Source organism: Actinokineospora xionganensis, assembly GCF_014323725.1.
GTDB classification, from domain to species: domain Bacteria; phylum Actinomycetota; class Actinomycetes; order Mycobacteriales; family Pseudonocardiaceae; genus Actinokineospora; species Actinokineospora xionganensis.
This window is the reverse complement of the sequence record NZ_JABVED010000036.1, coordinates 1-12,919: the sequence shown is the minus strand read 5'-3', so window position 1 is coordinate 12,919 and position 12,919 is coordinate 1. Positions and strand designations below refer to the sequence as shown.

General features: G+C 69.5%; 16 protein-coding genes. 7 read left to right on the top strand and 9 right to left on the bottom strand.

Annotated elements, in window-relative coordinates; translation table 11 throughout:
- The first annotated feature begins 3 nt into the window (after window positions 1-3).
- The 4 genes from GPZ80_RS31210 to GPZ80_RS31195 all read left to right on the top strand — a co-directional run bounded on the left by GPZ80_RS31210 (window position 4) and on the right by GPZ80_RS31195 (window position 4,070).
- Window positions 4-969: a beta-ketoacyl-ACP synthase III gene (locus GPZ80_RS31210; protein ID WP_187224714.1), complete on the top strand. Its 966-nt coding sequence runs from the start codon at window positions 4-6 to the stop codon at window positions 967-969.
- 68 nt (window positions 970-1,037) lie between these two features.
- Window positions 1,038-1,289 carry an acyl carrier protein gene (locus GPZ80_RS31205; protein ID WP_187224698.1) on the top strand — a complete coding sequence of 84 codons (252 nt, stop codon included), beginning with the start codon at window positions 1,038-1,040 and terminating at the stop codon, window positions 1,287-1,289.
- A gap of 61 nt (window positions 1,290-1,350) precedes the next feature.
- Window positions 1,351-2,598, top strand: coding sequence for a beta-ketoacyl-[acyl-carrier-protein] synthase family protein (locus GPZ80_RS31200; RefSeq protein ID WP_187224697.1), 1,248 nt, complete (start codon window positions 1,351-1,353; stop codon window positions 2,596-2,598).
- A gap of 38 nt (window positions 2,599-2,636) precedes the next feature.
- Window positions 2,637-4,070, top strand: a complete 1,434-nt coding sequence (locus GPZ80_RS31195; RefSeq protein WP_187224696.1) for an acyl-CoA carboxylase subunit beta — start codon at window positions 2,637-2,639, stop codon at window positions 4,068-4,070.
- Window positions 4,071-4,132: 62 nt separating this feature from the next.
- Here the strand turns inward: GPZ80_RS31195 and GPZ80_RS31190 are convergent, their stop codons facing one another.
- The 4 genes from GPZ80_RS31190 to GPZ80_RS31175 all read right to left on the bottom strand — a co-directional run bounded on the left by GPZ80_RS31190 (window position 4,133) and on the right by GPZ80_RS31175 (window position 7,502).
- A complete protein-coding gene (locus GPZ80_RS31190; protein ID WP_187224695.1) occupies window positions 4,133-4,354 on the bottom strand; it encodes a hypothetical protein in 222 nt (73 codons plus the stop codon).
- Window positions 4,355-4,703: 349 nt separating this feature from the next.
- Complete coding sequence (locus GPZ80_RS31185; protein WP_312880678.1) at window positions 4,704-5,291, bottom strand: hypothetical protein; 588 nt, start codon at window positions 5,289-5,291, stop codon at window positions 4,704-4,706.
- Window positions 5,292-5,312: 21 nt separating this feature from the next.
- Window positions 5,313-5,816: a DUF3145 domain-containing protein gene (locus GPZ80_RS31180; RefSeq protein ID WP_187224694.1), complete on the bottom strand. Its 504-nt coding sequence runs from the start codon at window positions 5,814-5,816 to the stop codon at window positions 5,313-5,315.
- Between the two features lie 213 nt (window positions 5,817-6,029).
- A complete protein-coding gene (locus GPZ80_RS31175; RefSeq protein WP_187224693.1) occupies window positions 6,030-7,502 on the bottom strand; it encodes a S8 family peptidase in 1,473 nt (490 codons plus the stop codon).
- Window positions 7,503-7,699: 197 nt separating this feature from the next.
- Here GPZ80_RS31175 and GPZ80_RS31170 point away from each other — a divergent pair, with 197 nt between their 5' ends.
- Entirely contained in the window at window positions 7,700-8,974 is a 1,275-nt protein-coding gene (locus tag GPZ80_RS31170; protein WP_187224692.1) for a hypothetical protein, read from the top strand.
- A gap of 3 nt (window positions 8,975-8,977) precedes the next feature.
- On the opposite strand, the gene crcB (GPZ80_RS31165) is transcribed toward GPZ80_RS31170, so the two are convergent.
- Together crcB (GPZ80_RS31165) and crcB (GPZ80_RS31160) are read right to left on the bottom strand one after the other, a co-directional pair.
- On the bottom strand, window positions 8,978-9,322 hold the full coding sequence (gene crcB / locus GPZ80_RS31165; protein ID WP_187224691.1) for a fluoride efflux transporter CrcB: 345 nt from the start codon (window positions 9,320-9,322) through the stop codon (window positions 8,978-8,980).
- Window positions 9,319-9,714, bottom strand: a complete 396-nt coding sequence (gene crcB, locus GPZ80_RS31160) for a fluoride efflux transporter CrcB (RefSeq protein ID WP_187224690.1) — start codon at window positions 9,712-9,714, stop codon at window positions 9,319-9,321. The genes crcB (GPZ80_RS31165) and crcB (GPZ80_RS31160) overlap by 4 nt, the downstream gene beginning before the upstream one ends.
- A gap of 159 nt (window positions 9,715-9,873) precedes the next feature.
- On the opposite strand from crcB (GPZ80_RS31160), the gene GPZ80_RS31155 reads away from it, so the two are divergent.
- A complete protein-coding gene (locus GPZ80_RS31155; protein ID WP_187224689.1) occupies window positions 9,874-10,221 on the top strand; it encodes a histone-like nucleoid-structuring protein Lsr2 in 348 nt (115 codons plus the stop codon).
- 1 nt (window position 10,222) lies between these two features.
- Here GPZ80_RS31155 and GPZ80_RS31150 read toward each other — a convergent pair whose 3' ends face one another.
- Window positions 10,223-11,086 carry an oxygenase MpaB family protein gene (locus tag GPZ80_RS31150; protein WP_187224688.1) on the bottom strand — a complete coding sequence of 288 codons (864 nt, stop codon included), beginning with the start codon at window positions 11,084-11,086 and terminating at the stop codon, window positions 10,223-10,225.
- Window positions 11,083-11,361 carry a hypothetical protein gene (locus GPZ80_RS31145; RefSeq protein WP_187224687.1) on the bottom strand — a complete coding sequence of 93 codons (279 nt, stop codon included), beginning with the start codon at window positions 11,359-11,361 and terminating at the stop codon, window positions 11,083-11,085. The genes GPZ80_RS31150 and GPZ80_RS31145 overlap by 4 nt, the downstream gene beginning before the upstream one ends.
- Window positions 11,362-11,505: 144 nt before the next feature.
- On the opposite strand from GPZ80_RS31145, the gene GPZ80_RS31140 reads away from it, so the two are divergent.
- Entirely contained in the window at window positions 11,506-12,405 is a 900-nt protein-coding gene (locus GPZ80_RS31140; protein WP_312880677.1) for a proteasome assembly chaperone family protein, read from the top strand.
- Between the two features lie 136 nt (window positions 12,406-12,541).
- Here GPZ80_RS31140 and GPZ80_RS31135 read toward each other — a convergent pair whose 3' ends face one another.
- A complete protein-coding gene (locus tag GPZ80_RS31135; protein ID WP_187224686.1) occupies window positions 12,542-12,880 on the bottom strand; it encodes a DUF2203 domain-containing protein in 339 nt (112 codons plus the stop codon).
- Between the last annotated feature and the right edge of the window lie 39 nt (window positions 12,881-12,919).

Sequence of the window (12,919 nt, the reverse complement as noted above, 5' to 3'; positions counted from 1 at the left end):
ACAATGCGACTCGCCACTGGAGCCAAAGCCAGCCGCATCCTCGGGGTCGGCAGTTTCCAGCCTGAGCGCATCGTCACCAACGACGAGCTCTCGCAGAAGATGGACACCACCGACGAGTGGATCCGGGAGCGCGTGGGCATCGCCGAGCGCCGCTTCGCCGGGCCCGACGAGAAGCTCGTCGACATGGCGGTCATGGCCGGGTCCAAGGCGCTGGCCAACTCCGGCCTCTCACCGTCCGATGTGGACACCGTGATCCTGGCCAACTGCACCATGCCGACCCAGATCCCCAACGGCGCGGCCCAGGTCGCGGACCGAATCGGGATCAAGGCGGCGGGCGCGTTCGACCTCAACGCCGCCTGCGCGGGCTTCTGCTACGCGCTGGGCACCGCGTCGGACCTGGTGCGTTCGGGCTCCGCGCGGCGCGTGCTGGTCATCGGTGCCGAGAAGCTCACCGACTGGGTCAACCCGGTCGACCGGGCCAACGCGATCATCTTCGCCGACGGCGCGGGCGCCGCGGTCGTGGGTCCCTCAGAGGAGGCGGGCATAGGCCCGGTCGTCTGGGGCAGCGCGGGCGACATGGTCGACATGATCGGCATGACCGCGGAGCGGCACATCTACCAGGAGGGCCAGTCGGTCTTCCGCTGGGCGACCACCCGGATCGCCCCGATCGCCCTGCAGGCACTGGAAGCCGCGGGTCTGCAGCCCTCCGATGTGGACGTGCTGATCCCGCACCAGGCCAACCTGCGCATCATCGAGTCGATCGCGAAGAAGCTGCGCGCCAAGGGCGCCCGAGAGGACATGGTCGTCGCCGACGACATCGTCAAGTCGGGCAACACCTCCTCGGCGTCCATCCCGATGGCGATGGACCACATGCGCGAAGCGGGGCGGATCAAGCCCGGCGACGTCGCGCTGCTCGTCGGCTTCGGCGCGGGCCTGTCCTACGCGGGACAGGTCGTCATCTGTCCCTGACCACAGGGGAAGCAAGACTCCGGCAGGTGCGGTACCGGCCGGTTGATCGAAACAGGAAGGAACCTGGAATGTCGGAGAAGCCCAGCGACACCGAGATCCTCGAAGGACTCGCGGAGATCGTCGAAGAGGTCGCCGGTGTCGCCACCGAGGACGTCACCGCCGAGAAGTCCTTCGTCGACGACCTCGACATCGACTCGCTGTCGATGGTCGAGATCGCCGTGCAGGCCGAGGACAAGTTCGGCGTCAAGATCCCGGACGACGAGCTCGCCAACCTCAAGACCGTCGGCGACGCCGTGAAGTACATCTCCACCAACGCCTGACCACGCACCTCGTTCCTCGGCATTCGAATCCAGTCACCACCCACGCTGCGAAGGAAACCCCATGAGCAACGTCGACGTCGTCATCACCGGGCTGGGCGCCACCACGCCGCTCGGCGGTGATGTCACGACCACCTGGGAAGCGCTGCTCGCAGGCAAGAACGGCATCCGCGTCAACGACAAGGAGTGGGTCGAACGCTACGACCTGCCCGCCAAGCTGGCCGCGCCGCTCTTGGTCGATCCCACCGACGTCCTGCCCCGGGTCCAGGCCCGCAGGCTCGACCGGTGTGAGCAGATCGCGATCATCGCTGCCCGCGAGGCCTGGGCTGACGCCGGATTCGAACTGCCGAGGGACGAGGAAGCGCCGGTCGACCCCGAGCGTCTCGGCGTCGTGATCGGCACCGGCATCGGCGGCCCGGTCACCCTGCTCGACCAGCACGAACTCCTGCAGCGCGACGGCCTACGCAAGGTCTCGCCGCTGACCGTGCCCATGCTGATGCCCAACGGCCCGGCCGCGCACGTCGGCATCGAGCTGCGCGCCCGCGCGGGTGTGCACACGCCCGCCTCAGCCTGTGCGTCCGGCGCCGAGGCGCTGGCCACGGCCTACCAGATGATCCAGAACGGTCGGGCCGATGTCGTCGTCGCCGGCGGCGCCGAGGCCTGCATCCACCCGATCACCGTGGCCGGGTTCGCCCAGTCGCGGACCCTGAGCACCCGCAACGACGAGCCCGAGCGCGCGTCGCGGCCCTTCGACACCGACCGCGACGGCTTCGTCCTCGGCGAGGGCGCGGGCGTGGTCATCCTGGAGACCGCCGAGCACGCCGCCGCCCGCGGCGCCCGCGTGTACGGCAGGCTCTCCGGCTACGGCATGACCTCGGACGCGTTCCACATCACCGGCAACCACCCCGAGGGTGTCGGCCAGATCAAGGCGATCACCAACGCCGTGCGGATGGCGGGCCTGAGCCCGACCGACGTCACCCACGTCAACGCGCACGCCACCTCGACGGTGGTCGGCGACATCGGTGAGGCCGCGGCGATCCGCAAGGCGCTCGGCGACCACGTCGTGCTCACCGCGCCGAAGTCGGCGCTGGGCCACCTCGTCGGCGGCGCGGGCGCGGTCGAAAGCATCATCACGCTGCTGTCGATCTACTACGGCGTCATCCCCGCCACCCGCAACCTCGAGAACATCGACCCGCGCGTCGGCCTGGACGTCGTCGTCGGCGAACCTCGCAAGGTCGAACTCACCGCCGCGATCAACGACTCGTTCGGCTTCGGCGGCCACAACGTCGCGCTCGCCTTCACCGCCGCCTGACCACCGGGGGCCCACAGGCCCCCAGCTGAGGAGCCTTGATGACCGCCCTGGCCACCCTGTCGAGCGAAGCTCGCGAACTGGACCCGCGTGACCCGCTGGTCCGGCTCGCCCAGCTGCTCGACGCCGATTCGATGGCGCCGCTGCGTCCGTCGGACGCCAGCGGCGTGTTCGCGGTGCGCGGTCGCATCGACGGGGTCAAGGTCATCGCGTACTGCACCGACGCCACCAAGATGGGTGGCGCCATGGGCACCGATGGCTGCAGGCACATCGTCGAGGCCATCGACACCGCGCTGCGCGAGCGCAGCCCGGTCATCGGGGTCTGGCACTGCGGCGGGGCACGGCTGGCCGAGGGCGTCGAGTCGCTCGACGCGGTCGGCAACGTCTTCGCCGCGATGATCCGGGCCTCGGGTCGAATCCCGCAGATCAGCGTCGTGGTCGGCCCGGCGGCCGGTGGCGCCGCCTACGGGCCCGCGCTGACCGACGTGGTGATCATGTCCCCGGCCGGGCGCGTCTTCGTGACCGGGCCGGACGTGGTCCGCAGCGTCACCGGCGAGCAGATCGACCAGGAAGGTCTCGGTGGCGCCGACGCGCACGGCCGCAAGTCCGGTGTCGTGCATGTGCTGGCCACCGACGAGCCGGACGCCTACATCCGAGCCCGCCGCATCACCAGCCTGTTCGCCAAGCCCGGCCTGTTCGACCTGCACGCGGTGCGCGAGGGAACCCCGCTGCGCGACCTGCTGCCAGAGCAGGTCAACCGCGCCTACGACGTCAAGCCGCTGCTGCGCGGCATCCTCGACTCCGACGCGCAGGGCGTGTCCCAGTTCGAGGAGCTGCAGGCCAAGTGGGCGCCGAACGTGGTGATCGGCCTTGGCCGGCTCGGCGGCCGCACGGTCGGCGTGATCGCGAACAACCCGCTGCGCAAGGGCGGCTGCCTGGACTCGCTGTCCGCGGAGAAGGCCGCCCGCTTCGTCCGGATGTGCGACAGCTTCGGTGTCCCGCTGCTCGTCGTGGTGGACGTCCCCGGGTACCTCCCGGGCGTCGGCCAGGAATGGGACGGTGTCGTCCGGCGCGGCGCGAAGCTGCTGCACGCGTTCGCCGAGGCCGTGGTCCCCCGCGTCACCCTGGTGACCCGCAAGTCCTACGGCGGCGCGTACATCGCGATGAACTCCCGCTCGCTGGGCGCCACCGCCGTGTTCGCCTGGCCGGAGGCCGAGGTCGCCGTGATGGGCGCGAAGGCGGCCGTCGGCATCCTGCACCGCAAGAAGCTCGCCGCGGCCGCCGAGGACGAGCGCGAGGCGCTGCACCAGCGGCTCACGGCCGAGCACGAGCGGATCGCGGGCGGCGTCGAGCGGGCGATGGCGATCGGTGTGGTGGACGAGGTCATCGACCCCATGCAGACCCGCAGGAAGCTCGCCGAGGCCTTGGCCGCGGCCCCCGCCGGCAGGGGATCACACGGCAACATCCCGCTGTAATCGGCTTACCGGAGAGGACCGACCGCACCTGGCACGGTCGGTCCTCTTCGTCGTCAGCTGTCCTACTCCACCATCCGGCCGAGGGCCACCATGACCATCAGCCGGGCGTACCTGCACGTTCCCTCGGCACACTTGTCGTCGGTGTACTGGATTCGTAGCAGCCTGCCCGGAACGGGCTCCACCGCGACCACGCACGTCCTGCCCTGTATTTCCTTGCGCGCCTTCAGCGGGTCGATCGGGATGTCGGTGACCTTGGCACCCTTGGCGGGATCGACCTGGGCCAAACCCTGATCCGGGCCCTCCCCCGCCAATCACCGGGAATTCGTACTGGTCCGGATCCGCCGCGGGATCACCATCGGACTGCCCGGTGCTGGTGTCTCCCGCTACCGCGACCGGGCTTCCCCGGATCTTGATCGCGCAAGCACCGGACGCGAAACCATGCGGGCGACGACGGCCACCGCCCGCATGACTGAACGTGAATGCACCTGTTCCCCCAGATTACGTCGTGCCAGAGGAACACTATCCCGGCCGCGACGACTGAATAGACCGACTTACCCAGGGGAATGCGGGAGTAGTCCGCCCTCCCGTGCTCGAGCGAGATACCGCCGCGCCACCAGGCGCCATGTCACAGCTTCAGCATTTCTCGTGCTGCGGAGACGCGCCGGTCGGGCCCGCGTCGAGCTTCCACACGTCATCCTCGACGGTGAGCGGGAAGATCACCTGCCATCTGATGCAGGGCTCCGGCAGTTCCAGCGGCGCGTCGGCCACGTCCTGTGTCGAGATGAAGGTCAGCATCACCCGCGCGCTGCCTTCGGGGCCGGACTCGATCCGGTAGACCACGATGCTGCCGTCCTGCGTCGACTGGTAGCTGGCCCGCCAGGTGTCCTCGGGCATGTTCTTGATCCGGTCGGCGGTGACCGTCGTGCGCCACCGCTCGTAGTTCTTGCCGTTGATCGCGTCGAAGTAGGTCTGCAGCAGTTGCCGGACCGTCTCGTACATCGGGTGCTGGATCGCGTCCTGTGTCCCCCGCACGTCCCGGTGCCCGGGCTGCTCACCTGGGGGCAGCGCGCCCGCGCTGGGGAGGATGGCCGACGGCGGCGGAGTGTTGCGGTCGTCGGCGTACAGCTCGCGCGCGAGCAGGCTCGCGGTCGCCGTCAGCACGACCGCGACCAGCACCGCGGGCCACAACCACGGCTGCCTGATCCCTCGCCCCTGCGCCACAGGTCAAGCGTGCCACAGGGGTCAGCCCACGCGGTGCAGCCAGGTCACCGGGGCGCCGTCGCCCGCGCGGCGGAACGGTTCGAGGGCCTCGTCCCAGGAGGCGCCGAGGAGTTCGTCGACGCCGAAGGCGAAGGACTCTCCGCCGCGGGCGGACGCGGCCAGGGTGCGCAGTTGGTCCTCGCCGACGACGATGTCGCCGTTGGCGCAGGTGCGAGCGTGCCAAAGGCCGAGCGCGGGGGCGTAGCAGAAGCGTTCACCGTCGACCCCGGAGCTGGGTTCCTCGGTGACCTCGAAGCGGATCATCGGCCACGCCCGCAGGGCGCCCGCGATCTTGCCGCCGGTGCCTGCCTCACCGGTCCACGCGCATTCCGCGCGTAGTTGACCGGGGGCCGCGGCCTGCGCGGTCCACTTCAGTTCGGCGCGCACCCCTAGGGTGCCCGAAATCGCCCACTCGACGTGCGGACATACCGCAGACGGCGACGAGTGGACGTACACCACGCCTTGGGTGTTTCCACGGGTGCTCACTGCTGACCTCCGCTGCTCGACGAGGATCGTCTTCCCCTACGTCCTGTCAACCAGCGGCTATCTCCACTGAGCGGAAATACCTGCGGTCATTGTGCCCTGTATCCGGACACTTTGGCCACACGAACCACGAAACCATCAGGTGCACCAGCTAAACGTTCAGTAAAACCCGAATGCGGGGAGCCATAACCGGCTCCCCGCATTCGACCCCGGGTCTCAGCGCGCGCCGAGTGCGGTCGCCGCGGCGACCACGTCGACGAGGCCGGTGCCCTTGTCGAAGCTCGTCGAGTACCCGTTGACGGTCCGATATCCGGACCCGTCGGTGTACTTGACCGCGGTGCGCTTCAGGACGTCCTCGATCTCGGCGGGCGTCGCCGTCGGCTTGGCCTGGAAGAGCTGGGCGATGATGCCGGTGATCTGCGGCGCCGCCATGGAGGTCCCGCTGATCACGTTGTAGGTGCCCAGGTCGAGCAGGCCCGGTCCGTTCACCGGGGTGAGACCGGTGGCGCAGATCGGCAGGTACAGCCTGCACGCGGAGATGACGTTCTCACCGGGTGCGGAGATGTCCGGCCAGGTCGACGGGTCGGCCTGCGCGCCGCGCGAGGAGTAGTCCGACACCGTGCCGCTTCGGGTTCCGGTGCCCTGGTCGTTGTACGACGCCACCGAGACCACGCCGGGGGTGGGGTCCATTCCCGGCGGGTTGGACAGGCTTTCCGAGCCGTCGCCGCCGTCGTTTCCGTTCGCCCACACCGTCATGACGCCCTCGGCGGCCAGCTGGCGCTGCAGCTTCACTGTCGCGGACTTCTCGTCGAACTCGCCACCGCCGGACGGGCCATAGGAGTTGTTGATGGCCTTGATCGGCGGGCAGGTGCTCGCCGGGACGCCGGCACCGCACGGCGCCCGGTGGTTCTCCAGGACCCAGTTCAGTGCGGCGTCGGCACCGATGATCACGATCACCGCGCCCACCGAGATGGACACGATCTTCGCGCCGGGCGCGGATCCGCCGACCACCTTGCCGCCGCCGAGCGTGTACGGCCTGCCCGCGGCGATCCCGCTGACGTGGGTGCCGTGGCCGCCGACCGCGAGCAGGTCGGTGTCGATGGCGTCGGTGGTGTCGACGATGCAGCCGGTGCCGACGCTGGTCTCGTCGAGGCACACGCCCTTGAGGCTGCGCACCACGCGGGTCTTGCCGTCGTCGCCCTTGAAGGCCGGGTGGGTGGGATCGATGCCGGAGTCGATGATCGCCACCGACACACCGCTGCCGTCGAGCTTGCGGCCGTTGGCGCCGGTGAGCGTCTGCTGCGCCTGCAGGCTGGTGGTCGCGACGGTGCCGGAGCTGTTCGCGAACAGCCGGACGGGGTCGTTGCCCTCGACGTAGGTCACACCGGACTTGGACCGCACAGCTTGCACTTGGTCGGCCGACCCGCGGGCGGCGACGACGCCGATCTTGCGGAAAGTCGTCACCGGGGTCAGCCCGGCGGCCCGGACGGCGGCCTCCGCCGCGGTCACGGAGGTGCCGTGCACCAGGACCGTGTGCGAACCGCCGACGGACAGCAGACGGGTCAGGGAATCCGAGACCGGGGCCAACGAGGTGGCTGTGGCGGGGACCGCGGCGATCAGGGGAATCGCCAGGACAGCGGCGGCGAGGCAAGCACGCAGCCGCCGGTCGCGCAGGGAACGACCGAACATGGAACCTCCATGACAATTAATGACACTGGAAGGTGGCATTAACCACAACGACGGTCCACTGATCGGGTGACGAGGGTAGTCCAGTCCACGCCGGAGGTCGGCGCAATCGGCCGCACGCGCCCCCGATACCGTGTCCGCAGGGATGTGGTGCGTGACCTGCCCGAGGTCACGGCCGTCGGGGGTTTCGGAGGTGTCGGGTGCGGCTGGTCCGGGTCGGGGGCGATACCTCCACGGTCGGCACCGACCTGCGCGCCGCGCTGGCGTCCTGGGGACGCGGCGACGCGATCGCCGGTGGCGTGGCGGTACTCGACATCCAGCCTCCAGGCTGCCCAAACCCGATCGACGCGATCGTGATCATGCCGCGCGGCCTGCTCGTCATCGTCGGCGTCGACCTGCCGGACCCGGCCGTCCGGCTGGACGCGCCGCTCGCCGGGCAGTGGACGACCGACGGGTGGCCGCTCGTGCGGCCCGACGGCGCGACCAACCCCGCGGCCGAGGCCCTGGCCGCGACGTCGGCGGTCACCGCGCTGCTGCAGGCCGAGCGGACCGAGCCGGTGCCGGTCGGCACGGTCGTGGCGATCGGCCCCTACGTCTCACAGGTCTCCCAGCCGACCCCGGACCTCATGCGCGGGGTGCGCATCCTGCATCCCGAGCCGCGCAACCTGATGACGGCCGCCAAGGAACTCGCGACCCACACGCGCACCTGCACGGTCAACGAGGTCCGGCAGATCCTCACCGCCGTGCACCCCGGCGGACCGGACCTCGACAGCGCGGAACTGGCCGCCGAGGGCTTCGTCGACACCGCCGCGCGCGACGCCGCCGCCACGACCACGTTCATCCCGCGCACGCTGCTCGCGGCGCACCACGGCGAGCACGAGCGCGACGAACCGGCGCGGGGTCTGCGCTGGCTGCCGATCTTCGCGGCGATCCTCGTCGCGATCCTGTTGGCCACCGGCATCGCGGTGGCGATCAGCTCGGCCAACAAGGGCTCAGCGGACAAGCCCGCGGGCCCCACGAACCAGATCCCGGTCGACGGTGTCGCCTTCACGGCGAAGGGGTCCGCCGAGCACACCGACTGCGCGGCCCACGCGTTCGGCGACGTCCGGACCTGGCTCGAGCAGAACGGGTGTGCCCGGCTCATCCGCGCCCGGTTCGAGGCGACCTCGGACGGCAGGCCGGTGGCGGTGCTGGTGTCGGTCCTGCGGTTCACCAAGAGCACGTCGGCGACCGAGTTGCGCGCGGTGGCGGACAAGCCGGGCGGGGGCGGCATCGCCGACCAGGCCGCCGAGGGCGTGGCGTGGCCCGGCGCGCACCGACCCGCGTTCGAGTCGGCCGCCTACGCCAGCGGGCGTGAGGGCAACAGCCTCAAACTCGTCCAGGCCGTGTGGCTGGAAAAGAAGAAGTCGGACCCGGACGACCCGACCCTCAAGTCCGTCGTCACCAAGGCATTGCAGCTCACGCTCGCGGGCTAGGTTCTAGAGCACCAGCGCGTGGCCTAGCGCCGCGGCGCCGACACCGGAGACCACGCTGACGGTGACGTTGGCGAACGCGCGCAGGTACGCGCGGTCCTCGATCAGCCGGACGGTCTCGTAGCCGAACGTGCTGTAGGTCGTCAACGCTCCACAGAAGCCGATACCGAGCAGAGCGTGCACCGCTGTCGACGTTCCGGTGAGCGCGCCGAGGATCGCGGAGCCGACGACGTTCACGGTGAGGGTGCCCCACGGGAACCGGTCGCCGAAGCGGCGGCGCAGGGCCTGGTCGGTGAGGTAGCGCAGGGGCGCGCCCACCGCCCCGCCGAGGACCACCAGGAGCGCGATCACAGCAACCACCGGGCGAGCCGCATTCCCGCCGCCACCGCGACCAGCGCGCACAGGACCGTTCCCAACAGATAGGACATGGCGAAAATCAGCGTGTCCGGAGCAAGCAGCGCGCGAACTTCCTCCGCGTAGGCGGAGAACGTGGTGAAGCCGCCGAGTACGCCTACGCCCAGAAATGGCCTGGCAAGCGCATGAATATTCCTCAGTTCCGTGACCGCCACCATGAGCGCCCCGATGAGCAGACAGCCTGCGGAATTGACCAGCAACGTTCCTACCGGAAATCCGCTCGCTTTCCCGGGGAACGCGCTGACCAGCATGAATCGCGCGAGTGCGCCTACGGCGCCGCCCAGGGCCACCACGGCCAACGTCGTCTTCGCCGCAATGTCGGCAGCCATGTGACCTCCTAGCGTGATTATCACCGGCCGCCACGCCGGACCGGCTTGCGGGTAGCCATAGGTCGTACCTATAAGCTGCGCACAGAACGGGCCGGAATGCCGTGCCCGGGGCACTGGGGCCGCATTTCGGCCAATACGACTCATCATGCGGAGGAAACCGTGGCGCAGAAGACCGTTGTCGAGCTGGTCGACGATCTCGACGGTGGAACGGCCGACGAGACCGTGGCCTTCGCCCTCGACGGCGTCGACTTCCTGATCGATCTGTCGAGCGACAACGCCAACCGGCTGCGTGACTCGCTCGCGGAGTTCGTCGGGCACGCGCGCCGCACCGGCGGCCGCAAGTCGAAGGTCGCCGCAGGAGCCGCGCGCAAGTCCGCGTCGGCCAGCGACAAGGCCGACAACCAGGCGATTCGTGAGTGGGCGCGCAGCCAGGGCGAGACCATCGCCGAGCGTGGCCGCATCCCGGCGGCGCTGGTGACCAAGTTCCAGGAAGCGCACGGCGCCTGATCTAGGGCAGCCGTTTCGGCGACGGCGTCGCCCACTCTCCGAGCCTGCGCACGGCCGCGACCGGCGCCGGTTCAAGCTTGCGGGAGACCCGGAACCCACCGGGCAGGGCCAATGCCGCACGTCGGAAAGCCCGCACCGCGACAGTGGTGACGGAATCGGGGTAAGCGCGGCGGCCATAGAGCCGCCGCGCCCAGCCGGGCAACAGCGAATAGGACAAATGTCCGATTGTCGGCTCATAGAGCCGCACGCCGACCGCCAGTAGTCCCTGAACCGGCGGACGGTGCAGAAAGTCGTAGATCACGTCGGTGTTCTCGGTCCGCCGCAACGTGGGATAGATGTTTCTCAGGTAGCCGGTCATCTCGTCGACGCTGCCGGGGACTTCGTCCGGGTCAAGCCCGACCAACGCCGCCGCGGTGCGCTGTTCGTCGAAATAGCGATCGGCGTGCGCACGGGTCAAGGGAAATCCGGCCCGGCGCGCGACCGAGAGGAATGACGCCGCCTCGGCGCAATGCACCCAAAGCAGCAGTTCCGGGTCGTCAATCCGAAACTGGACACCGGCTTCGTCACGGGCTCGGAGCGACCGATGGACCTGCCGCACCCGCCGCGCCGCCTGGTCTGCTTGGTCGAGCGTGCCGTAGGTGGTGATGCCGACGAAGGTCGCGGTCCGCACCAGCCTGCCGAGCGGATCGGCTTGGAAGTCGGAGTTCTGCACGACACCCGCGACCGCCCTGGGGTGCAGCGCCTGCAGGTAGAGGCTCCGGATCCCGCCGAACCACATCGACGGATCGGCGTGCACCTGCCAGGTGACCGAGTCCGGCCCGAAGAGGCCCAGGTCGGCGCTGTCGATGAGGGCGGGAGAGGTCATCTGGCCCTCCTCGGCGCGGTCCGGAACGCGTCGGCCACCCGCAGGACCGTGTAGATCCCGAACGCGACCGTGAAGCCCCAGCCGAGCACTTCGAGCGCGACAGCCGGGACGGCCTGCTGCCAAACCGACTTCAGTGTGACCACCGCGATCGCCAGCGCGAAGAACCAGGCCACGGCGGTGCCCACCTTGGCCGCCGACCGACCGGTCGGTCCCCTGCCCTCGGACCGCGACCCGCGGACGGCGGTGCCGTCGGTGATCAACCGAAGGATGATCAAAGCGAAGACTCTGAATGGTTCCTCCACCCGTCCCACGCTAGCGGCGCCGAAGCAGGCCGGATAGGGACGAGTGACCGGGAATGGATCTCCTCGCCGGGGTGTTGACCCAGGGAAGGCAGTAATCGATGTGCGCCGGAGGCGACTGTGGACGGTCAGGGCGACCTGTACGACGTGGACTCGGATGTCCCTGACCTGACGGGCACGGTGCTGCTGCACAACTTCGAGGGCTTCATGGACGCCGGTTCGGCGGGCCGACTGGTCGCCGAACACCTGCTCGACACCCTCGAACACCGAGTCGTCGCCCGGTTCGACGCCGACCGGCTGATCGACTACCGGGCCCGGCGCCCGACGATGACCTACCTCACCGACCACTGGGAGTCCTACGCCGCGCCCGAGTTGGCGGTGCACCTGGTGCACGACAGCGAGGGAATGCCGTTCCTGCTGCTCACCGGACCGGAACCGGACCGTGAGTGGGAACGGTTCACCGCGGCCGTGGGTGAGCTGATCGAACGCTGGGGCGTGCGGCTGGCCGTGGGCTTCCACGGCATCCCGATGGGCGTGCCGCACACCCGGCCACTGGAGGTCACCGCGCACGCGACGCGCCCCGACCTGGTGCGCGACTACCGGCAGGTGTTCAGCCGGATCCAGGTCCCCGCGAGCATCGCGAACCTGCTGGAGTTCCGTGAGGGCGAAGCCGGTCGCGACGCGATGGGGTTCGCCGCGCATGTGCCGCACTACCTGTCGCATTCGAGTTACCCGGCCGCCGCCCTGTCGCTGCTCGACTCGATCGAGCGCGCCACCGGCCTCACGCTGCCCGCTGAGCCGCTGCGCGAGGCCAAGCGGAAGGCGGACGTGGAGATCGAGCGCCAGATCGCGGAGTCCGACGAGGTGTCGGAGGGCGTCCGGGCGTTGGAGCACCAGTACGACAGCTTCGCCGAGGCCGCGGGCCGCAACATGCTCGCCGACCCCGCCGACATGCCCACCGCCGACGAACTCGGCAGCCAGTTCGAACGCTTCCTGGCCGAACAAGACGGCGACCGATAACCAATCGCGAGTCCAACGTTCAGAACAATGAGTTCAACGTTCAGAACATCGACTTTCCATCTCACGTCAAGTGAGGCTGGATGTTGGATGTTCTGAACGTTGAACTCATTGTTCTGAACGTTGGACTCGCGATTGGTCAGGGCAGGGGGCGGCGGGCGGGGAAGCCTAGATCGGCGCGGTAGTACCAGGTCAGGTCTTGTTCGCCTTCAAGCCAGCACCAGAGGACCGGCACGCCGTCGAGGACGCCGGGGAAGTCGACCAGCAGCGGGGCGAATCCCTTGAGTTCGGCGCCGGTGTCCTGCACCTGGGTGAGCAGCTCATCGAGGCGGGCCTGAGCCGCCTTGAACTCGGGTAGGCCACCGAGGCTCGACTCCCCCGCTCCCAGCTCGGCCGCGTCGGCGCGCAGCGCGACGACCTCGTCGAGGACAGGGCGCAGCCGTGCCAGTTCGGCGCGGGCTTCGGCGATCGTGAACATGGTCCCAGCCTAATGAGCGGTGAGTCGCCCATCGGGCAG